At 72.2% G+C, this 20,817-nt stretch carries 17 protein-coding genes; 7 read left to right on the top strand and 10 right to left on the bottom strand.

Annotated elements, in window-relative coordinates; genetic code table 11:
* Window positions 1–181 precede the first annotated feature (181 nt).
* Window positions 182–1,534, top strand: a complete 1,353-nt coding sequence (locus tag ABZ857_RS31225) for an NtaA/DmoA family FMN-dependent monooxygenase (protein WP_357049940.1) — start codon at window positions 182–184, stop codon at window positions 1,532–1,534.
* Window positions 1,531–2,721, top strand: a complete 1,191-nt coding sequence (locus tag ABZ857_RS31220) for an LLM class flavin-dependent oxidoreductase (protein WP_357049937.1) — start codon at window positions 1,531–1,533, stop codon at window positions 2,719–2,721. Before ABZ857_RS31225 ends, ABZ857_RS31220 begins: the two co-directional genes overlap by 4 nt.
* Before the next feature lie 80 nt (window positions 2,722–2,801).
* Here ABZ857_RS31220 and ABZ857_RS31215 read toward each other — a convergent pair whose 3' ends face one another.
* Window positions 2,802–4,271 (bottom strand): MFS transporter, encoded by a 1,470-nt coding sequence (locus ABZ857_RS31215; RefSeq protein ID WP_357049934.1) that lies wholly within the window; start codon window positions 4,269–4,271, stop codon window positions 2,802–2,804.
* 144 nt (window positions 4,272–4,415) lie between these two features.
* On the opposite strand from ABZ857_RS31215, the gene ABZ857_RS31210 reads away from it, so the two are divergent.
* Window positions 4,416–5,003: a helix-turn-helix domain-containing protein gene (locus tag ABZ857_RS31210; RefSeq protein ID WP_357049930.1), complete on the top strand. Its 588-nt coding sequence runs from the start codon at window positions 4,416–4,418 to the stop codon at window positions 5,001–5,003.
* A 32-nt stretch (window positions 5,004–5,035) separates the two neighbouring features.
* On the opposite strand, the gene ABZ857_RS31205 is transcribed toward ABZ857_RS31210, so the two are convergent.
* The 7 genes from ABZ857_RS31205 to ABZ857_RS31175 all read right to left on the bottom strand — a co-directional run bounded on the left by ABZ857_RS31205 (window position 5,036) and on the right by ABZ857_RS31175 (window position 13,691).
* Complete coding sequence (locus tag ABZ857_RS31205) at window positions 5,036–6,022, bottom strand: LLM class flavin-dependent oxidoreductase (protein WP_357049927.1); 987 nt, start codon at window positions 6,020–6,022, stop codon at window positions 5,036–5,038.
* 105 nt (window positions 6,023–6,127) lie between these two features.
* Window positions 6,128–7,759, bottom strand: coding sequence for an ABC transporter ATP-binding protein (locus ABZ857_RS31200; protein WP_357049924.1), 1,632 nt, complete (start codon window positions 7,757–7,759; stop codon window positions 6,128–6,130).
* Window positions 7,756–8,595 carry an ABC transporter permease gene (locus tag ABZ857_RS31195; protein WP_357049921.1) on the bottom strand — a complete coding sequence of 280 codons (840 nt, stop codon included), beginning with the start codon at window positions 8,593–8,595 and terminating at the stop codon, window positions 7,756–7,758. The genes ABZ857_RS31200 and ABZ857_RS31195 overlap by 4 nt, the downstream gene beginning before the upstream one ends.
* Entirely contained in the window at window positions 8,595–9,611 is a 1,017-nt protein-coding gene (locus ABZ857_RS31190; RefSeq protein WP_357049918.1) for an ABC transporter permease, read from the bottom strand. Before ABZ857_RS31190 ends, ABZ857_RS31195 begins: the two co-directional genes overlap by 1 nt.
* On the bottom strand, window positions 9,608–11,218 hold the full coding sequence (locus ABZ857_RS31185) for an ABC transporter substrate-binding protein (protein ID WP_357049915.1): 1,611 nt from the start codon (window positions 11,216–11,218) through the stop codon (window positions 9,608–9,610). The genes ABZ857_RS31190 and ABZ857_RS31185 overlap by 4 nt, the downstream gene beginning before the upstream one ends.
* Before the next feature lie 71 nt (window positions 11,219–11,289).
* On the bottom strand, window positions 11,290–12,498 hold the full coding sequence (locus ABZ857_RS31180) for an LLM class flavin-dependent oxidoreductase (protein ID WP_357049912.1): 1,209 nt from the start codon (window positions 12,496–12,498) through the stop codon (window positions 11,290–11,292).
* Window positions 12,495–13,691, bottom strand: coding sequence for an LLM class flavin-dependent oxidoreductase (locus ABZ857_RS31175; RefSeq protein ID WP_357049909.1), 1,197 nt, complete (start codon window positions 13,689–13,691; stop codon window positions 12,495–12,497). Before ABZ857_RS31175 ends, ABZ857_RS31180 begins: the two co-directional genes overlap by 4 nt.
* A 230-nt stretch (window positions 13,692–13,921) precedes the next feature.
* On the opposite strand from ABZ857_RS31175, the gene ABZ857_RS31170 reads away from it, so the two are divergent.
* Both ABZ857_RS31170 and gap read left to right on the top strand, forming a co-directional pair.
* The gene (locus ABZ857_RS31170) at window positions 13,922–14,869 is read left to right on the top strand and encodes a DJ-1/PfpI family protein (RefSeq protein ID WP_357049906.1); all 948 of its coding nucleotides are present in this window, start codon (window positions 13,922–13,924) and stop codon (window positions 14,867–14,869) included.
* 155 nt (window positions 14,870–15,024) lie between these two features.
* Complete coding sequence (gene gap, locus ABZ857_RS31165) at window positions 15,025–16,023, top strand: type I glyceraldehyde-3-phosphate dehydrogenase (protein WP_357049903.1); 999 nt, start codon at window positions 15,025–15,027, stop codon at window positions 16,021–16,023.
* 19 nt (window positions 16,024–16,042) lie between these two features.
* Here the strand turns inward: gap and ABZ857_RS31160 are convergent, their stop codons facing one another.
* Window positions 16,043–17,299, bottom strand: a complete 1,257-nt coding sequence (locus ABZ857_RS31160; protein WP_357049900.1) for a GAF domain-containing SpoIIE family protein phosphatase — start codon at window positions 17,297–17,299, stop codon at window positions 16,043–16,045.
* A gap of 312 nt (window positions 17,300–17,611) precedes the next feature.
* Between ABZ857_RS31160 and ABZ857_RS31155 the strand changes: the two genes are divergently transcribed.
* Window positions 17,612–18,532, top strand: coding sequence for a hypothetical protein (locus ABZ857_RS31155; RefSeq protein ID WP_357049897.1), 921 nt, complete (start codon window positions 17,612–17,614; stop codon window positions 18,530–18,532).
* Window positions 18,533–18,658: 126 nt separating this feature from the next.
* Complete coding sequence (locus ABZ857_RS31150; protein ID WP_357049894.1) at window positions 18,659–19,273, top strand: trimeric intracellular cation channel family protein; 615 nt, start codon at window positions 18,659–18,661, stop codon at window positions 19,271–19,273.
* Window positions 19,274–19,303: 30 nt separating this feature from the next.
* Here the strand turns inward: ABZ857_RS31150 and ABZ857_RS31145 are convergent, their stop codons facing one another.
* Window positions 19,304–20,569: a permease gene (locus tag ABZ857_RS31145; RefSeq protein WP_357049891.1), complete on the bottom strand. Its 1,266-nt coding sequence runs from the start codon at window positions 20,567–20,569 to the stop codon at window positions 19,304–19,306.
* Window positions 20,570–20,817: the final 248 nt, after the last annotated feature.

Genomic DNA, 20,817 nt, shown 5'->3' with positions numbered 1-20,817 from the left:
CCGAGCCCGTGCGTATGCCCAGGCAGGCCGTCCGGGCCGCCGCCGGGTGCGCGCCCGTCACCCCCGTAGTCACACTCCCCTTTTCCGTACGACGGCAGTCGACGATGACGATTGACGATAAAACCCTGTATTCCTACTTTGATAATAGGGTTATATCGGGTCGAGACATCAGGAGTCCCCCGTGACCAAGCAGATCCATCTCGCCGCGCACTTTCCCGGCGTGAACAACACGACGGTCTGGTCAGACCCCGCATCGGGCAGCCAGATCGACTTCGACTCGTTCCGCCACCTGGCCACGACCGCCGAACGCGGGAAGTTCGACTTCTTCTTCCTCGCGGAAGGACTGCGGCTGCGCGAGGCGAAGGGACGCATCCACGACCTGGACGTCGTGGGACGCCCGGAGTCGCTCACGGTCCTTTCCGCCCTGGCCGCCGTCACCACCCACCTGGGGCTCGCCGCGACGGTGAACTCCACCTTCAACGAACCGTACGAGGTGGCGCGACGGCTCGCCACGCTCGACCACCTGAGCGGCGGCCGGGCCGCGTGGAACGTGGTGACCAGCTTCGACGCCTTCACGGGGGAGAACTTCCGCCGGGGCGGCTTCCTGGCCGAGGCCGACCGGTACACCCGGGCGAGGGAGTTCCTGGAGACCGCCAGGGAGCTGTGGGACTCCTGGGCGCCGGACGCGGTGGCCGCGGACCCGGATCAGGGGCTGTTCCTCCGGCCCGGCGGCGTCTCCCCCTTCCGGCACCGTGACCGGCACTTCGACATCTCCGGCCTGTTCAACGTGCCGCGGGGCCCGCAGGGTCACCCGGTGATCATCCAGGCCGGCGACTCCGACGAGGGCCGGGAGTTCGCCGCGTCCTCGGCCGACGTGATCTTCAGCAGGCACAGCAAGCTGGAGGACGGCCGTGCCTTCTACCGTGACGTCAAGCGCCGGCTGGCGGCGTACGGGCGGCGTCCCGAGGACCTGAAGATCCTGCCCGCGGTGACGTACGTGCTCGGCGACACCGAGGCGGAGGCCGCGGAACGGGCCGCCGAGATCCGCCGCGCGCAGGTCAGCCCGCAGACGGCGATCTACTTCCTGGAGGCCGTGTGGGGCCGCGACCTGTCGGGATACGACCCGGACGGCCCGCTGCCCGACGTCGAGCCGAACCTGGACGAGGGCGTGTCCAAGGGCCACGCGGCGTTCCGGGGCGACCGCGGCGAGCTGGTGGCCAAGTGGCGCGCCCTCGCCGAGGAGAAGAACCTGTCGATCCGGGAGCTCGCCATCGAGGTCTCCACGCCGCAGACCTTCATCGGCACGCCGCGCGCGGTGGCCGACGAGATCGACCACTTCGTGCAGACCGACGCCGCCGACGGCTTCATCTTCGTCCCCCACCTGACCCCCGGCGGGCTGGACGACCTGGTCGACAAGGTCGTCCCGCTGCTGCAGGAGAAGGGCGTGTTCCGGGCCGACTACACCGGGCCCACCCTCCGCGACCACCTCGGCCTCGCCCCCCGCACTCCGAACCGTATCGAGGAGAACTCATGACGCTGCATCTCGCCGTGGCGCTGGACGGGGCGGGCTGGCACCCGGCCGCGTGGCGGGCCGAGGGCGCGCAGCCGGACCGGCTGTTCACCCCCGGCTACTGGGCCGGGCTCGTCGCGGAGGCGGAGCGCGGCCTGCTCGACTTCGTCACCTTCGAAGACGCACCCGGCCTCCAGTCCTCCCTGCTCAACGAGCAGGACGGGCGGCTCGACCAGGTGCGCGGGCAGCTCGACGCGGTGCTGCTCGCGTCGCGCGTGGCCCCGCTGACCTCGCGGATCGGCCTTGTCCCGACCGCCGGCACGACCCACACCGAGCCGTTCCACGTCGCGATCGGCATCGCCTCGCTCGACCACGTCAGCCGCGGCAGGGCCGGCTGGCGGCCCCAGATCTCCGGCCGCCCCGACCACGTCGCGCACTTCGGCCGCCGCCCCCCGTTCCCGCCGCAGGACTACTGGGGCGACCGGGATCCCGTCTTCCGCGAGCACCTGCGGGACCTGTTCGCCGAGGCCGCCGACGCGGTCGAGGTGGTCCGCCGCCTGTGGGACAGCTGGGAGGACGACGCCGAGATCCGCGACGTCGCGACCGGCCGGTTCATCGACCGCGACAAGCTGCACTACATCGACTTCCACGGCGAGTGGTTCAGCGTGAAGGGCCCCTCGATCACGCCGCGCTCCCCGCAGGGCCAGCCGCTGGTCGCCTCCCTCGCCCACGCCGCGCTGCCGTACGAGTTCGCGGCCCGGGCGTCCGACGTCGTGTTCGTCACGCCGCGCGACCGGGAGGACGCCACCGCGATCGTCGAGAGCGTCCGGGCGGCGGAGGTGGCCGTCGGGCGCACCGAGCCTTCGTTGCGGATCTTCGCGGATCTGGTGGTCTTCCTCGACGCCCGCGACGCGGCCGGCCGTAAGGCGCGGCTGGACGACCTCGACGGCGCCGAGCTCGGCTCGGACGCCCACATCTTCACCGGCACCCCGGAGGAGCTCGCCGGGCTGCTGCTCGACTGGCGGGAGGCGGGACTGGAGGGATTCCGCCTCCGGCCGGGCGTGCTGCCCCACGACCTGTCGGCGATCACCCGTGGCCTGGTGCCCGCCCTGCAGGACGCGGGCGTGTTCCGGACGGCGTACGACACGGCGGACCTGCGTGGACGGCTCGGCCTGGCCCGCCCCGCCAGCCGCTACGCGAAGGCGTCGTGAGCGGCCGCACCGCCCGAGCCGGCCGGCTCGGGCGGTGCGGCGCGTCAGCCCAGGATCCGGGCCGCGTCGCCGGCATCCCGTCAGCCCCGCACCCCCGGGCGGTACCAGGAGGCGGCCGCGACGAGCAGGGCGGCCACCAGCGCGCCGCAGGCCCAGGCGAACACCGACGAGATGCCCTCGGCGAGACCGTCCGTGCCGAGCGGGATCAGCATGGCGGCCAGGCCGAGCGAACCCCCGATGGTGAGCGCGGTCTGCAGCAGTCCGGCGGCGACCCCCGCGTACTCGGCCGGGGCGGTGGTGAGGACGATCATGTTGAGGGGGATGATCGCCACTCCGACGCCCAGCCCCATGACCACGAGGGCCGGCAGCACGTCGGCGGCGTAGGCGCTGCCGCCGTCGAGACGGGTCAGCCAGGCGGCCCCGGCGAGCACCACCGCCAAGCCGACCAGCGCACGGGTCTTGAGGCCGACCGCGGCGATGCGGGCGGTGAGGATCTGCGTGCTGACGAGTAGCGCCAGGCCGAACGGCAGGATGGCCAGGCCGCTGCGCAGCGCGTCGAGGTGAAGCACCCCCTGGAGATACTGCACCAGGTAGATCAGGAAGCCGGTGAGGACCGCCGCGAGCAGCAGCAGGCCGGCGAAGGCACCGGCCCGCTCCCGCCCGGCCAGGACGGCCAGGGGCAGCAACGGCTCGGCGGCCCGCCGGTCCACCAGGAGCAGCACCGCGGCCAGCACGACCGCGGCGCCGAGTGCGGTCAGGGTCCAGCGGTCGCCCCAGCCCTTCTCGGCGGCGTGGACGAGGCCGTACACGGCGGCGGCGAGCGTCGCGGTGCTGAGCAGTGCGCTGCGCATTCCAGGAACACGGGGCAAACCGAGCGAGCGGGACCGGGTCTCCTCGTCGCGCAGGCCGAGCGCCCGGACGGCGAGCGCGATGACGACCAGTCCGATCGGCACGTTGACCAGCAGGCTCCAGCGCCAGTCCCCCGCCCAGGTCAGCACGCCTCCCAGCACCATGCCCGCGGAGGCGCCGAGCCCGGTCACGGTGGAGTAGAGCCCGAACGCGCGCTGCTGCCGGTCGCCCGTGAAGACGATCGCGAGCAGCGCCAGTCCGGTGGGGCCGGCGATCGCGGCGCCGGCGCCCTGCAGGACCCGGCCCGCGAGCAGCACCTCCACGTTCGGCGCGAGGCCGGCGACCAGCGACGCCACCACGACCAGTCCGATCCCGGCGAGGAACACCCTCCGGTGCCCGAGGGCGTCGCCGAGGCGGCCGGCGAACAGCAGGAGCCCGCCGAAGGCGAGGAGAAACCCGTTGGGCACCCACGATCCCCCGGCCACGGACAGGTGGAGGTCGGACTGCAGGGCCGGGAGCGCGACGTTCACGATCGTGCCGTCGAGCTGGAGCATGAACTCGGCGCCGACGATCGCCGCGAGCGCGAGGGCCCACGCCGGCTCGCGTCCGGCCTGGGGCGGTCCGGCCGGGACGTCGCCGTTCGCGGTGGTGCCGTCCGTGCTCGTGGAGCCGTCCGTACTCGTGGTGCTGTCTGTGCTCATGGAAACCTCCAGGGTCCGCCCGATGCGGCGGGCGACAAGGCGAGGGTTCCTCAGGTTAGGCGGCGCAATTATGCTGAGGTTGCCTCAGGTTGATGATGTGAATTCAAGATGAGGTAACCTCAGGATGTCAAGCGGGAGGTACCGGTGGACGGCAAGCCCTACATCGCCCAGCGCCCGAAGCGCGCGGACGGCCGGCGCAACTACGACGCCATCCTCGCCGCCGCGCGCAAGGCGTTCGAATCCTCGGGCGCCGACGCCTCGCTTGAGGACATCGCGAGCCAGGCGGGCGTCGCCATCGGCACCCTGTATCGGCACTTCCCCACCCGTGCCTCACTCGTGGAGGCCGCCACCCGCGACGGCCTGGAAAACCTCGTCGCCCACGCCGAACGTCTGGCCGCCCGGCCGGATCCCCTCGACGCGCTGACCGAGTGGATGCGCGAGGCCGTCGTGCACTTCAGCACCTTCCGCGGCCTTGTCGGCATCCTCGCCCGGAGCATGTACGACGAGGGCACCCCCTCCCACGCCATGTGCGCCGCGATGCACCGCGGCGGCGCCGACCTGCTGCGCGCCGCCCAGGCGGCCGGCAGGGTGCGGCCCGACCTCACGCCCGAGGAGCTGTTCGACCTCCTCAGCGGCGCGGCCTGGGTGCGCGAGCAGGCCGCCTCCGGCAGAGACGGCAGCCCGCGCTTCCTGCAGCTGGTGCTGGAGGGCATCACCACCCGCGACGACTGACCCTCGCCGGACCGGCGACGACGCCCAAGAGGCTACAGAGACGAGACGATCTTGGCGATCAGTTCGTAGGAGCGGATTCTGGCCTGGTGGTCGGGCACCTGCGTGAGGACGAACAGCTCGTCCGCGCGGGTGCGGCGCAGGAGGTCGCCGAGGCGGGGGGCGACGCGCTCGGGACTGCCCACGAACTGCGGGCCGATCCTCTCACGCAGGAACCGCTCCTCGGCGGCGGTGAACCGGTGGGCGGCCGTCTCCTCCTCCGTCGGCAGGACGGTGGCCGGGTCGGTCGTGCGCATGAGGATCTGGCCGTACACGAAGGAGGCGGCGAGCCGGTGCGCGCGCTCGTCGCTGTCGTTCACCACCGCGATCACCGCCACGCAGGCGTGCGGTCCGGCCAGAGCCGGAGAGGGCCGGAACGCCTGCCGGTACGCCTCCAGCGCCTCCGGCGCCCCGCCGCCCACGATCGCGTGCGCGTACACGTACGGCAGGCCGAGGTGACCGGCGAAGGCGGCGCTGGAGGCGCTCGACCCGACCAGCCACATCTCGGGCGGGATGCCCGGCTCGGGGATCGCGCGCACGCCGCCGCTGCCACCGGAGAAGTACTCACCGAGCTCGCGCAGCGCGTCGCCGAAGTCGAGCCGGCGCGGGTCGCCGAGGCGGGCCGCGGCCTCCTCCGAGCCGCCGGGGGCGCGGCCGAGCCCGAGGTCGACCCGGCCCGGGTAGAGCCCCGCAAGCACGCCGAACTGCTCGGCCACCACGTACGGCGAGTGGTTGGGCAGCAGCACCGCGCCGGAGCCGACGCGGATGGTGGAGGTCGCCGCGAGGACGGACCCGGCGAGCACGGCCGGGCTCGACGTCGCCAGCGCGGGCGTGTTGTGGTGCTCGGCCACCCAGTAGCGCCGGTATCCCAGAGCCTCGACGGCCTGGGCCAGATGGACGGAACGGCGCAGCGCGTCGCCCGCGGTGTCGCCGCGCCAGACGGGGGCGGTGTCGTGCACGGAGACGGCGATTCCCTCGGCCAAGGTCCTCTCCTTCGCGAAAGGGGGATATCCGGAGGTTTCCTCAGGTTCACCGAAGTCAACCTGAGGTGTCCTCAGGTTGTCAACGCCTCCGGAGGCGCCGGCCGTTCACTCGGGGAGCCGGGGCACGGCCGCGAGCAACTCCCGGGTGTACGGGTGCCGGGGGTGGTGGAAGACCTCGCCTGCGTCCCCTTCCTCCACCACGCGGCCGTCCTTCATGACCATGACGCGGTCGCTCAGGTGGCGGACCACTCCCAGGTCGTGGGAGATGAACAGCAGCGCCGTCCCGTCCTCGGCCTGGATCTCGGCCAGCAGGTCGAGCACCTGGGCCTGGATCGACACGTCGAGGGCGGAGACGGGCTCGTCGCAGATCAGCACCTCGGGCCGGGACGCGAGCGCGCGGGCGATGGCCACACGCTGCCGCTGGCCGCCGGACAGCTCGCGCGGGCGCCGGCCGAGCAGTTCGGGCGGCAGCCCGACCCGGCCGAGCAGTTCGGCCGCACGCTCCCGGCGCCGCCGCTTCGGCAGCGCGGAGAGCGGGTCAGCGACCAGGCGGCCCACGGTGTGGCGCGGGTCGAAGGAGTCCAGCGGGTTCTGCGCGATCACCTGGACGGCCGGGCGGAGAGGGCGCCGCCGTCGCTCGGGCAGGGCGCTCCACGGGCCTCCCCGGAGGGTCACCTCGCCCGCGTCCGGCGCGAGCAGGCCGAGGGCCAGCCGCGCGAGGGTCGTCTTGCCCGACCCCGACTCGCCGACGACGCCGAGCGTCTCCCCCGCGTGCAGGCGGAAGGAGACGTCGTCCACGGCCCTGCGCGAGCCGTACGCGACCGACAGTCCCGTGCCAGCGAGCACGGGACCGCGCGGGGCGGCCCCCGGGGAGCGAGCAGACCGGCGGTGCCCAGGAGACGCGGAGGGCACGGCGGCCAGCAGAGCCCGGGTGTAGTCGTGCCGCGGAGCCGTCAGCACCTCCCGTGCCGGGCCCTCCTCGACCACCAGGCCGTCCTTCATGACCAGGACGCGGTCGGCGACCGCGGCCACCACGGCGAGGTCGTGACTGATCATCAGCAGCGCCGTCCCGGCCGCCTTCCGGTCCGCGAGCAGCCGCAGGATCTGGGCCTGCACGGTCACGTCGAGGGCGGTGGTGGGCTCGTCGGCGATGATCAGCTCCGGCTCCGCGGCGATGGCGGAGGCGATCAGGGCCCGCTGCCGCAGCCCGCCGGAGAGCTGGTGCGGGTGCTGCCGCACGCGCACCTCGGGGTCCGGGACGCCCACGGCCTCCAGCAGCGCCCGGACACGCTCCGGGCGGGCCGGGCGGGGCACCACGTCGTGCTCGGCCAGCACCTCGGTGATCTCCGCCCCCACGGTGCGCAGCGGGTCGAGCGAGACCAGGGCGTCCTGCAGGACCAGCCCGGCGAACCGGCCGCGCAGGCGGCGCCACTCGCGCGGGCCGAAGGTCAGTGCGTCCTCGCCGCCGGCGCGGAAGGCCGACGCCCGCACGTGCGCGCCGGAACCGGCCAGGCCGATGAGGGCGCGGGCCGTGACGCTCTTGCCCGACCCCGACTCGCCGACCAGGGCGACGCACTCCCCCGGAGCGATCGACAGCGACAGCCCGCGTACGGCCTCGACGCCGGCGGCGGGAAACGAGACGCGCAGGTCCTCCACCGCGACGAGCGGCGGACCGGCGGCGGGGTTGGAGGCGGGGTCGGGGGCGGAGTCGGCACGGGTGATCGCCAGCTCTGTCATGGTGTCCTTCCCTCGAAACGCCGCTGGAGGTGCCGCCCGGCGACCGTCAGGCACACGACCGACAGGGTGAGGGCCACTCCCGGCGAGAAGGCCACCCAGGAGGCCACGCGGAGGTAGTCCCGCGACTCGGCCAGCATGGTGCCCCACTCGGGGGCGGGCGGCTGCGGGCCCATGCCGAGGAAGCTGAGGCCCGAGGTGGCGATGACGGCCTGGCCGAGCCCCATCGTGGCCAGCACGGGGACGGGCCCCACGACGTTGGGCAGCACGTGCCGGGCGACGACGCGGGCCCGCGAGTGGCCGAAGGTCACCGCCTGCTCGACGTAGCCGGAGCGGCGCACGACGAACGTCTGCGCCCTGACCACCCGCGCGTACGTGGGGATCTGGGCGATCCCGATCGCGGCGACGACGTTCCACGTGCCCGGGCCCGTGATCGCGATCACCAGGAGCGCGAGCAGCAGCTCGGGGAAGGACGACAGCACGTCGAACAGGCGGGCCAGCGCCTCACCGGCCAGGCGGGTCGCCAGCCCGGCGGCCAGGCCGAGCAGCGCGCCCGCGCCCACCGCGAGCGCGGTGGCGAGGACCCCGATGCCGAGCGAGTGGCGTGCGCCGTACACGACGCGGGCGAACACGTCGCGGCCGAGGTGGTCGGTGCCGAGCGGATGGCCCGCGCCGGGCGGGGCCAGCGCCCGCAGCGGGTCGGCCGCCAGCGGGTCGACCCGGGTGACCAGGCCGGGAGCCGCGACGACGACGACCAGGACGGCCAGGACGAGCAGCGCGAGGACGAGGCCGGGGCGCGGGCGGGCGCCCGGCCTGAGAGCCGGTGCGGCGACGGCCATCACACGCTCCTCAGCCGGGGGTCGATGAGCCGGTAGGCCAGGTCGAGCAGGGCGCTGATCGTCACGTACACCGCCGCGGACAGGATGACGACGGCCATCACGACCGGCATGTCCTTGGCGCTGACGGCCTGCATGGTCACCCGGCCGAGCCCCGGGCGGCCGAAAAGGGCCTCGGTGATGACGGCCCCGCCGAGCAGGACGCCGGTGAACCACCCGGTGAGGGTGACGGCAGGAAGGAGCGCGTGCCGCAGCGCGTGCCTGGCCACCACGGCACGCTCGCTGAGGCCGCGCGAGCGCGCCGTCACCGCGAACGGCTGCTCCAGCGCGCGTTCCAGGCCCTCCCTGAGCACCTGCCCGAGCACGCCGGCGACGGGCAGGCCGAGCGCCAGCGCGGGAAGGACGAGCGCCTGCGGATCGGCCGCACCGGAGACGGGGAACCAGCCGAGCGAGAACGAGAACACGAACAGCAGCACGATGCCGATCACGAACTGCGGCACCGACACCGCCACCAGCTCGGCGGCGGAGACGATCCGGCGAGGCCAGACCGACCTGCCCGCCGTCGCCACCGCCAGGACGAGCGCCAGCACCACGCCGACCGCGGCGGCCGCCAGGGTCAGCCGCACCGTCGGGCCGACCTGCCCGGCCAGGACCTCGCCGACGTCGCGCTGCAACTGGTAGGAACGGCCGAGGTCGCCGTGCAGCAGGCGGCCGAGGTAGCTCAGGTAGCGCACGGCCTCGGGCCGGTCCAGCCCCCACTCGGCGACGATCTGCGCGCGGATCTCCGGCGTGTCGGCGCCGTCGCCCACGAGGATGTCGACGGTGTCCCCCGGGGCCAGCAGCAGGGCCGCGTACGCGGTCGTGGCGGCCGCCCACAGCACGGCCACGGCCGAGACGAGCCTCCGCACGGGCGCGCCCAGCCAGGCGGGCGCGCGCAGAGCCGCAAGCCGCCGCCGCACGGGCGGTCGCGCCGCGGACGTCGGCGTCGTGGGCGGCCGGGCCGGTAGCGCGGCCGTCATGCGGCGATCCGCACGTCGTAGACGCCGCGCGGGGTGCCGGAAACGGGGTCGAAGCCCAGGCCCTGCACGTTCCTGCTCGCCGCGATCTGGTCGGAGGGGACGTAGAGGGGGAAGACGATCGCCTCGTCGGTCACCACCTTGCGCTGGACCTTGGCGTACAGGGCCTTCCGCTCGGCGGCGTCGGAGCTCGCCGACGCCTCGGCGAGCCAGCCGTCGAGGCCGGCGTCCTCGTAGTGGGTGCGGTTGATGGCCCCGCCCTTCGGCAGGATGAGGTTGAGCGCGGCCCCGACGTCGGAGTCGCCGCGCGAGTTCTCGAAGATCTCGTACTCGTCGTCGTCGACCGCCTTCTGCGCCGTGCCCTGGTCCAGGATCTTGACCTGGAAGTCGATTCCCGCCGTCTGCTTGACCTGCGCCTGGATGGCCTGGGCCAGGATGTCCCTGCGGTCGCGGACGAACGGCGCCGACGCCACCGAGCGGACCGTCAGCCGCTTGCCGTCCTTGACCCGGTATCCCTCGGCGTCGCGCCCGGTCCAGCCCGCCGCGTCGAGCAGCGCGTTCGCCTTGGCGGCGTCCCCGCCGTACGTCCTCTCCAGGGACGCGTCGTAGAAGGGGCTGGTCTCGCCGACGACGCTCCAGGCCCGCTTGGCGGTGCCCTGGTAGACGGAGGCCAGCACGGCGTCGACGTCGACGGCCTCCCGGAACGCCTGCCGCACCCGCTTGTCGTCGAAGGGCGGGTGGGAGGTGTTGAAGTAGTAGGAGAACGACGTGCCGGAGTTGAGCGCCGACTGGAAGGACAGCCCTGGGTCCCTCTTGATCGACTGGATGTCGGTGGCCGGGACGCCCTCGACGACCTGGACCTGCCCGGAGGTGAGCGCGCCGACGCGGACGGCCGCCTGCGGCAGGAAGCGATAGGTGACCTCCGACAGGTACGCCGGCCCCTGGTGGGCGCTGCCCTGCGGCGCCCAGTTGTAGTGGGGGTTGCGCCGGTAGTGGGCCTCCTGGCCCCGCACGTACCGGTCGAGGACGAACGGGCCGGTCCCGACCACGTCCGGGCCGCCGGCCTTGAGGTCCTTGGCCTCACGGAGGGACTTCGGGGACACCTGCCCGGCGTACGGCGAGGCGAGGAAGTCGAGGAACAGCCCGTCCGGCTCCTTCAGCGTGACCTTCAGGGTGGTGGGCGACAGCACCTCGGCCTTGTCGAAGGCGTGCAACTGGATGGCGGCGACCGCCGGGTTGTAGCCGGGCTCGCGCAGCTTGTCCAGGTTCGCCTTCACCGCCGCCGCGTCGAACTTCGTGCCGTCCTGGAAGGTGACGTCGTCGCGCAGCTCCAGGGTGTAGGTGCGCCCGTCGTCCGAGACCTTCCACGACCGGGCGAGCCACGGGACGAACGCCCCGTCCGCGCCGCGCGCGAGCAACGCGTCGAACTGGTTGAACACCAGCAGCCTGGCCTTGTTCTGCGCCCACAGATGCGGGTTGAACGTGATGGGCTCGGTCTCGACGGCCCACGTGAGAGAGGTGCCGCCCGGCTGCGCCGCCGGCGTCTGGGAACCGCACGCGGCCAGGGCCGCGACGAGGATGAGGGGCAGCGTGCCCCTGACGGCCTTCACAGTGGTCCTCCTGCTGTGCCCGCGTGGAACGCCTCCGCCTGGAACGCCTCCGCCTGGAAGGCCGGAGACGGTCACGACCCCGCCCCTGACGTACGTCTTCCGTGCCACGCCTCCGCGAGCAGCTCGTAGGAGCGGACCCGGTCGGCGTGCCCGTGCGTGATGGTGGTGACCAGCAGCTCGTCGGCGCCCGTGACCCGCTGGAGCACGCGCAGCCGCTCCGCGACCGTCTCCGGGGAGCCCGCGAACTGGGTGTCCACGCGATCGGCCACCAGTTCGCGGTCGGCCTCGCTCCAGACGTGCGCGTCCGCCTCCTCGATCGTCGGATAGGGGATCGCCCCCTGGCCCGTGCGGATGGCGCGCACCCAGAGGGCGTACGGCTTGGCCAGCTCCCGGGCCGTCGCGTCGTCCTCCGCCACGACCGCGTCCGCGGAGACGACGACGTACGGCTCGGACAGCACCTTGGAGGGGGTGAACGCCTCCCGGTACGCCTCCACGGCCTCCAGCACTGCCGACGGGCTGACGTGGTAGTTGGCGGCGAACGGCAGGCCGCGCTCCCCCGCCACCTTCGCGCTCTGCCCGCCGCTGCTGCCCAGGATCCACAGCTCCAGCTCGGCGCCCTCACCCGGCACGGCGTGCGCCGCGATCCCGTCCGGCGACCGGTAGGTGCCCTCCAGGAAGGCGATGACCTCGTCGACCTGGTCGGCGAAGTCGGGGGTCCGCGCGCCCGGCTGCTGCAGCAGCGCGGCCTGGAGAGCGAGCTGCGGAGAGCGGGCCAGCTCGGCGAAGGAGAACGCGGGCGGGATCAGCAGCCCGTCCACCACGCGGGACTCACGGGGTGCGGCCGCCCGGGCGGCTTCCGGAGCCCGGCCGGCCTCCGCCACGACCTCGGCCCTGCGCTGCCCGGAACGGCCGAGCCCGAGGTCGATCCGGCCGGGATGGAGCGCGTCGATCAGGCCGAACTGCTCGACCACCGCGATGGGCGTCTGGTGGCCGAGCTGCACCGCTCCGGAGCCCACCCTGATGCGGCGCGTCGCGGCGGCGATGAGGCCGATGAGCACCGCCGGGGCCGAGCTCGCGACGCCGGCCGCGAAGTGGTGCTCGGCCACCCAGTAGCGGAGGTAGCCCAGGCGCTCGGCATGGCGGGCGAGGTCGATGCTGTTGCGCAACGCGTCTCCCGCGCCGCTTCCGGACGGGATCGGGGACAGGTCGAGGATCGACAGGGGCACCGGCCGGGTGACCGGCCGTGCTGTGGACTGCGCTGTCGGCTGGGGGACGCTCATGCCGGCACTCCGGTGCTCGTGGCGGTGTTCTGCTGGGACGTGGCGGCGCTCTGGGAGGCCGCGGTCGCGCTCTGCGTGGTCGTAGCGCTGCTTTGCGTGGCCGTGGCGCCGCTGTGGGGGGTCGTAGCGCCGCTTTGCGGGGTCGCGGGCGCGGCGGGGAACGGCCTGCTCGGGATCTCCTTGCGCAGCACCGGGGCGATGTCGCTCTGGAACAGCTCCAGCGCCGCCCGGTGCTGCGCCGGGGTCAGGCCGTCGGCGTCCGCGCTGATGTGCATGACCTCGTGCCCGAGCCGCTCGTGGTAGCGGAGGACCTTGTCGACGATCTGCTGGGGGCTGCCGACGAGGATCGACCCGCGCTCGATGGCGTCCTCCAGCGAGTGGAAGACCGGCTCCACGCCCGACTTGCGGAACAGCGCGACGCGGGCGTCGTAGATCGGCCGGTAGGTCGCGATCGCCTCCTGGGAGGTGCGCGCCGCGTAGAAGCCGGCGCTGCCCGCGCCCACCAGCGCGTCGGCCGGGTCGTGCCCGTAGTGCGCCCACCGTTCGCGGTAGTGGCCGACCAGTTCGGCGTACGGCTCGACGGGGTTGGTGACGTTCGCCGAGAACAGCGGGTCGCCGTAGCGGGCGGCCAGGTCGACCGAGTCCTTGCTGGTGGCGCTGCCGTGCCAGACCCGGATCGGCCGCTGCAACGGGCGCGGCCAGGTCTCCGCGTCCGTCAGGGACGGCCGGAACCGGCCCTCCCAGGTGACCCTGTCCTCCCGCCAGAGCCTGCGGAACAGCTCGTACGCCTCCTGGTTGCGGTCCCACTGGTCCTCGGTGGTGACGTGGAAGAGCCGCGCCTGGGCCGACCCGTTGCCCTTGCCGATGATCAGCTCCAGGCGGCCGCCCGACAGGTGGTCGAGCGTCGCGTAGTCCTCGTACGCGCGCACGGGGTCGAGCAGGCTGAGCGTGGTGACCGCGGTGAACAGCCGGATGCGGGAGGTGCGGGCGGCGATGTGGCTGAGCACGACCGGCGGCGAGGAGGAGATGAAGGGCCGCTCGTGCCGCTCTCCCACCCCGAAGCCGTCGAAACCCAGCTCCTCGGCGAGTGCGGCGTTGTCCACGACTTCGCGGAACCGCTCGGTGGTGGACCTGGTCTCGCCGGTGAGCGGGTTCGGCCCGTGCGCGATAAGGGTGATGGCGAGGAATTTCACGTGATCGCATACCTCTCGGGGAATCGGGCTGCGAGTCGATCTTTACCTACTAACTATGTAGGAAAAGCATGCTTTGTCAACGGTCGTTGCGAATTCGGCCGCCGGCGGGGGCGGCCCGCGCCTGCCTGACGTCGCGGCGCGGGCCGGTGGCAGGATGCTTGCGGTAGACGCCATGGCGGTCACGGCGCGAGGGGAGGCCCGCCGGACCGCGAGAGAGCCGAAGGAGGCCGATGAGCAGGAAGAACCATCACGTCGCCGTGCTCGTGCTGGAGGGCGCGAAGCCGCTCGACGTCGGCATCCCCGCGCAGGTGTTCTCCAGCCGGCCGAGCATGCCGTACGAGGTGCGGGTGTGCGGCGCCGCGCCCGGACTGGTGACCGGCGGCGACGGCCTCTCCTACCACGTGGCCGAGGGCCTCGACGCCTTCGAGCAGGCCGACACCGTCTTCATCCCGGGCTATCGGGAGCCGGCGACCACGGAGCCGCCGGCGGCGGTCGTCCGCGCGCTCATGGCCGCCCACCAGCGCGGCACCCGGCTCGCGGCCATCTCCACAGGGGCGTTCGCGCTGGCGGCGACGGGCCTGCTCGACGGCAAGCGGGCCACCACCCACTGGCACTACACGAAGGCCCTCGCCGAGAAGCATCCGCTCGTGCGGGTGGACGAGAACGTGCTGTTCGTGGACGAGGGCGACGTGCTGACGTCGGCGGGCGCGGCGTCCGGCATCGACCTGTGCCTGCACCTGGTGCGGCGCGACCACGGCGTCGGGCTGTCCAACCACGTGGCGAGACGCCTGGTGGCGGCGCCCTACCGCAGCGGGGGTCAGGCGCAGTACGTTCCCCGCAGCGTCCCCGAACCGCTCGGCGACCTGTTCGCGAACACGCGTGAGTGGGCTCTGGCGCACCTGTCCGAACGGCTGACCCTAGAGACGCTCGCGCGCCACGCGCGGGTGTCGGCGCGCACCTTCTCCCGGCGGTTCGTGGAGGACACCGGCTACACGCCCATGCAGTGGGTGCTCCGGGCGCGCGTGGACCTGGCACGCGAGCTGCTCGAACGCACCGACCTGGGCGTGGAGCAGATCGCCGACCGGGTCGGGCTCGGCACCGGCGCCAACCTGCGCCTGCACTTCCAGCGCATCCTCGGCACCTCCCCCACCGAGTACCGCCACACCTTCTCGGCCTGAGTTTCCCTGCCCGCCTGTGTTCCAGAACGATGTGGCGAGATCCTTGCGGACGGTGGCGAAACTTCTGGCTGGATACTTGCGCGCGCTGGCGTTCGAGCCACTTTCGGCCCGGCAGCCGCAAGCCGATCATGGAGCGCGGAACGAAAGGAACGCCCATGACCCGCATCGCCGTCAACGGATTCGGCCGCATCGGACGCAACACGCTCCGCGCCCTGCTCGAACGTGACAGCGACCTCGAAGTGGTCGCCGTCAACGACCTCACCGCCCCCGAGACCCTCGCGCACCTGCTCAAGTACGACAGCGCGCTCGGCCGCCTCGGCCGCTCCGTCGAGGTCGACGGCACCGAGCTCGTGGTCGACGGCCGCCGCATCCGGGTGCTCGCCGAACGCGAGCCCGCCAAGCTGCCCTGGGCCGAGCTCGGCGTCGGCGTCGTGCTCGAGTCCACCGGCCGGTTCACCGCGGCACACGCCGCTCGCGCGCACATCGACGCGGGTGCCCGGCGCGTGCTGGTGAGCGCCCCCTCCGACGGCGCCGACGTCACGCTCGCCTACGGCGTGAACACCGAGGCGTACGACCCCGCCGCGCACGTGATCGTCTCGAACGCCTCCTGCACCACGAACGCGCTGGCTCCGCTGGCGTCCGTACTGGACGACCTGGCGGACATCGAGCACGGCTTCATGACCACCGTGCACGCCTACACACAGGAGCAGAACCTGCAGGACGGCCCGCACCGCGACCTGCGCCGCGCCCGCGCGGCCGGTGTGAACATCGTGCCCACCACCACCGGAGCCGCCAAGGCCATCGGCCTGGTGCTGCCGAACCTCGACGGCAAGCTGTCGGGCGACTCGATCCGCGTGCCGGTCCCGGTGGGTTCGATCGTGGAGCTGAACACCGCCGTCTCACGCGAGGTCACCCGCGACGAGGTGCTCGCGGCCTACCGTGCCGCCGCCGACGGCAGGCTCAAGGGCATTCTCGATTACGCCGACGAGCCGCTGGTCTCCAGCGACATCACCGGTCACCCGGCGTCGTCGATCTTCGACGCCGCCCTCACCCGGGTCGAGGGCAGGCACGTCAAGGTGGTGGCCTGGTACGACAACGAGTGGGGCTTCTCCAACCGGGTCGTCGACACGCTGGAACTGCTCGCACGCGACTGAGCGCCGCCGCACGCGCGCCTCACATCGTGAGCTGATAGTGCCGCCCGGCGCGCCACTCGACCAGCATCACCGTGGCGTCGTCCTGCAGTTGGCCACGCTGGTAGACAAGGATCGAGTGGATCAGGCGGCGCAGGGTCTCCGGGGCGGAGACGCCGTCGATCTCCCGCCGGATGACGAAGTCGGCGAAGCGGTCCAGCCCGAACCTCTCCCCGTCCGGGGTCTGCGCCTCGACGATGCCGTCGGTGTACAGCAGCAGCCGGTCGCCGGGTTCGAGCTGGCGGCGCGCGAGCACGGCGGCCGGGCCCAGGCGAAGACCCATCGGGGTGTCCGGCGGGCTGTCCAGTACGGAGGCCACCCGCCCCTGCCGCAGGACGAGCGGCGGAGGATGGCCCCGGTTCACCCAGGTCAGCCATCCGGTGCCAAGATCCAGGTCGGCCAGGATCCCGGTGGCGAAGCGGGAGCTGCCGAACTGTTCGGCGATCGCCTCGTCGATCGCGTCGCTCGCCTCGAGCAGCCCGCCCCGGCGCCGGCGGCGGTTGTTGCGGTAGGCGCTCAGGGCGATGGCCGCGGTCAGACCGGCGGAGGTGTCGTGCCCCATGGCGTCGAAGATCCCGATATGGAGGGCGGTGCCGTCGAGGGCGTAGTCGAAGGCGTCCCCGCCCACGTGGTAGGCCGGCTCCAGCGCGGCGCTGACCGTCATCGTGTCGGTGGCGAAGTTCCTGATCGGCAGCAGGGTCCACAGCATCTCGGCCGACAGCTGCATCTCCTCGGTGCGCACCAGCCGCACGAAAGCGTCGCTGTAGGCGCGCTTGCTCACCACCAGCAGCGCGACCAGGCTGCCCAGCTCGGTCGCGATCCGCTCGGTGGTCGCGTCGACCACGGGCACGGTCACGCCGAGCACGCCGACCCGTTCGATGCCGTTCAGCATCGGCACCCACAGGCGCCGTCTCCCCTCGCTGCCGAGCGGCTCCGCGGCTTCGGCGGCGAACGGATCGGTGGCGGGACGAGCCTGGACGATCTCCAGATTGCGGTAGGCCCGCCCGGCCAAGGTCGTGTCGACGGAGAGGCGGTTCAGCGGTTCGCCGTACGCGTCACGCTGCCCCGGCAGTGGCACGAGATACAGCGACCGCAGGCTGGTCACATAGATCATGACCTCGGTGAAGCCGAGCGGCCGGACGTGCTCGACGACCGATCGCGCCAGGTCGTCCAGCGGCGTCAGATGATGGTCACGCACCAGGCCGCCCCAGATGCGCCCGGTGTCAGGACACCCGTTCACATGCCGCCTCCCCCCCTGCCCCGGCCCGATCTCGTCCGGATTCCGGGGGCGGAACGATGTCCAGGAGGAGCCGCGTTCGACGGGACGCGGGCCTGGGGCCCTCGACGGCACATTCCCGACGCTACCCGGCCTCGCTTCACACAGAGCCAACGTGCAGGACATGCGGAGGCCAGCGACGGCGGTCGCGGCATGACCAGGCTCTGGTGCGAGCAACGCGGCCGTACGGCCGTCGACCGCGCGAAGGATCTTTAAGGCAACCCTCATCCAGGTGGTCTAGCGTCCCACCGACGTCACATCGGAGAGAGGCGCGCAGTGGAACATGATCACGAGGGCCGGCGAGTCAGCCGTCGGACCGCCGTCGCCGGGATCAGCGCGATCGGGCTGGGCGCCCTGCTGTCGGCCTGCGGCACGAAGGCCGGCGACTCGGCCTCGGTCTCGACCACGTCGGGAGCCACGGTCTCGATCACGCCGACGACGAGCACGTCGGCCGGGTTGACCGGCCTTTTCGCCGGTTCCAACACCTGCGTCCTGACTGCCGCGACCACCCAGGGGCCGTACTACTTCGACGCCGACAAGATCCGTTCCGACATCCGTGAGGACCGGCAGGGCAGGCGGCTGCGGGTCGCCGTCAAGGTGCAGGACAGCGAGAAGTGCGAGCCGCTGGCGAACGCCGTCGTCGAGATCTGGCACTGCGACGCGGCGGGCCTCTATTCGGGAGCCGAGGCTCAGTCGAGCGGACAGGGCGGCGGAGGCGGCGCGCCCGGACCCGGCGGCGGACCCGGCGGCGGCCCGGGCGGCGGGCCCGGCGGGACGCCCCCCTCCGGCATGCCACCCGGAGGACCCGGCGGCGGGCCCTCCGCGAACGACGGGATGGCCGACCTCACCCCCACCGACGACAAGCGGTACCTGCGCGGCGCCCAGGTCACGGACAAGAACGGCATCGTGGAGTTCACCACGATCTGGCCCGGCTGGTACCGAGGCCGGACCGTGCACATCCACGCGATGGTGCATGTCGGCGACCAGCGCACGCTGACGACGCAGGTCATGTTCGACGAGGACCTGAACGCGAAGGTGTTCAAGGAGAAGCCCTACTCCGGGCACACGGGCAGGGACACCTTCAACGACAACGACTCCATCTACAAGCCCAGCATGCTCATGAAGGTGAGTGAGGACGGCGACGGATACCTGGGCGTGATCACCTTCGCCGTCGATCCCGACAAGAACGGCAAATAGGGCATTACACTCTCACAGACCACCGAACCGACGCCGACCGCAGTCTCGACGCCGCGGCGGCCGCCGGGCCCTGCCATTCCGATCTTGACGCGGAGTCTTGGCCGGTATATGGGAGACTGAGCATCTGTGACCCCCGTGCTCGACCTCGCCGGAATTTTCGTATTCGCCCTGTCCGGCGCGCTGGAGGGCGTACGCAAACGGCTCGACGTGGTCGGCATCGCGGTGCTCGCGTTCTTCACCGCCGTCGGCGGCGGCATCGTGCGCGATCTGTTCATCGGCGTGCAGCCCGCCGCGCTGCGGGACACGGGATATCTCCTCGTGCCGATCGCCGCCACGGTCATCGCCTTCTTCTGGCATCCCCAGGTCGAGCGGGCGATGCCGGGGGTGCTGGTCTTCGACGCGGCGGGCCTCGGCCTGTTCTGCGCGGTCGGGACCGCCAAGGCGCTGTACTTCGGCCTCGCGCCGATGCACGCCGTGTTCCTCGGGGTCTGTACGGCGGTCGGCGGCGGCGTCATCAGAGACGTCCTGTCGGGCGAGAAGCCGACGCTGCTCTACGACCGGGAGCTTTACGCCGTGCCGGCGATGCTCGGCTCGACGACGATGGCCATGCTGCACGCGCTGGGAGTGCGGGGGTTCGTGGCCACCCTGTCCTCGGCGGTGCTGGCCTTCGGGTTCCGCATCCTCGCCATGCGGTACCGCTGGCGCGCGCCCCTGGCCAGGGGCATCCGGGGAACGGAGTGAGCCCTCTCGGCAGAGGGCTCCGTTTTCATCTCATGGCTTCCCCCGGCCGCGCCGGTCCTCGGGGGCGGCGTGCGCGGGCCCGTCGTGGCCGTGGTCACCGTGATCGTTGTGGTCTTCGCGGTCGTTGTGGTCGTTGTGGTCGTTGTGGTGAGCCTGCTGGGTGTCGCCGGGGCTGCCGTCCATCATCTTCAGCATCGGCAGGCCGCCGGAGGTGAAGAACCTGACCAGCAGCACCGCGGCCAGCGCCAGGAAGGCGATGTTGAGCCAGGTGGTGTGGTTCCAGGAAATGTGGGCCTCGACGACTGAGGCGTCGCGGTGGCCGGGCACCAGGCCCAGCAGTGTGAACAGCAACTCGACCGCGTAGCCGGCCAGCACCATGGTGGCGTAGAAGGTGCCGGCGATGAACGCGGCCATCTTCCAGCCGTAGTACCTCCGGTAGATGTTCAGGATTGGCAGGATGATCAGATCGGCGAAGATGAACGCGACCACCCCGCCGAAGCTGATTCCACCGTTCCACAGCACCGCCGCCAGCGGCACGTTGCCGATGGAGCAGACGAAGCTGACGACCGCGACAATCGGACCGACCAGCGGTCCCCAGATGCGGGCCCACAGCGGATGGTCGGTCAGGAAGAAGCTCTTCCAGAAGTCCATCGGCACCCAGGCGGCCAGCGCCCCGGTGATCAGGAGACCGGCGACGATGTCGCGCCAAATGGCCGCCCATTCCATGACGAAGATGTGCGAGACCGAGGTGAGGCCCTTGGCCGAGGTCAGCCGCCGCCAGAACGAGCCCGATCCGGTGACGGACATGTCCATCGCGGCGTGCCCCTCCATCGACCCCGCGACGCCCCGCTCGGCCTGCCGGAGCGCGTCGTCGACCAGGCGTCGGCGCAGGAAGACGCGGAACAGCACCGCCAACAGGACGATCATGATGGGGCCGCCGACGAACTCGGCCAGGGTGAACTGCCAGCCCATGAGCAGAGCCAGGATGATGCCCAGTTCGACGACCAGATTGGTCGAGGCGATCTCGAAGGCCATGGCCGCCGGGAAGCTCGCCCCCTTGCGGAACAGCGAGCGGGCCAGTGCCACCGAGGCGTAAGAGCACGACGAGGAGGCCATGCCGAACCCGGTGGCCGTGACCAGGGCTCGGGGGGAGTCATCCCCGAGCGCCTGGGTGATCGCCTCCCGGCGGACCACCGCCTGCACGATCGCCGACAGGGTGAACCCCAGGATCAGCGCCCACAGGATCTCCCAGGTCATGGACCCCGCGATCGCCAGCGCGCGCCACAACCAGTCCATGACCTGCTCCTTCTTCCGCTCTTGCCTTCCAGCTTTCCGGCTGGGATCGAGTTACACCGTTCGCCTGGCGGGGACAGCGCATTCCAATGGGGAAGGGCCTCCAAGCGAGTCGCCGGAGGCCCTTCGTCCGGGCTGGTCTAACGGAAGCGCCGCAGGCGGAGGCTGTTGCTGACGACGAAGACGCTGGAGAACGCCATCGCCGCTCCGGCGATCATGGGGTTGAGCAGTCCGGCGGCGGCCAGCGGCAG

Source organism: Microbispora sp. NPDC046933, assembly GCF_040644635.1.
Lineage (GTDB): Bacteria > Actinomycetota > Actinomycetes > Streptosporangiales > Streptosporangiaceae > Microbispora.
The sequence above is the reverse complement of the archived record's forward strand: the minus strand, read 5'-3'. Positions and strand labels throughout refer to the sequence as shown.

Coding starts and splice junctions, on each gene's coding strand:
- ABZ857_RS31220 (WP_357049937.1), top strand. CDS start 1,531: ATGACGCTGCATCTCGCCGTGGCGCTGGACGGGGCGGGCTGGCACCCG.
- ABZ857_RS31215 (WP_357049934.1), bottom strand. CDS start 4,271: ATGAGCACAGACAGCACCACGAGTACGGACGGCTCCACGAGCACGGAC.
- ABZ857_RS31200 (WP_357049924.1), bottom strand. CDS start 7,759: ATGACAGAGCTGGCGATCACCCGTGCCGACTCCGCCCCCGACCCCGCC.
- ABZ857_RS31195 (WP_357049921.1), bottom strand. CDS start 8,595: ATGGCCGTCGCCGCACCGGCTCTCAGGCCGGGCGCCCGCCCGCGCCCC.
- ABZ857_RS31190 (WP_357049918.1), bottom strand. CDS start 9,611: ATGACGGCCGCGCTACCGGCCCGGCCGCCCACGACGCCGACGTCCGCG.
- ABZ857_RS31180 (WP_357049912.1), bottom strand. CDS start 12,498: ATGAGCGTCCCCCAGCCGACAGCGCAGTCCACAGCACGGCCGGTCACC.
- ABZ857_RS31170 (WP_357049906.1), top strand. CDS start 13,922: ATGAGCAGGAAGAACCATCACGTCGCCGTGCTCGTGCTGGAGGGCGCG.
- gap (WP_357049903.1), top strand. CDS start 15,025: ATGACCCGCATCGCCGTCAACGGATTCGGCCGCATCGGACGCAACACG.
- ABZ857_RS31145 (WP_357049891.1), bottom strand. CDS start 20,569: ATGGACTGGTTGTGGCGCGCGCTGGCGATCGCGGGGTCCATGACCTGG.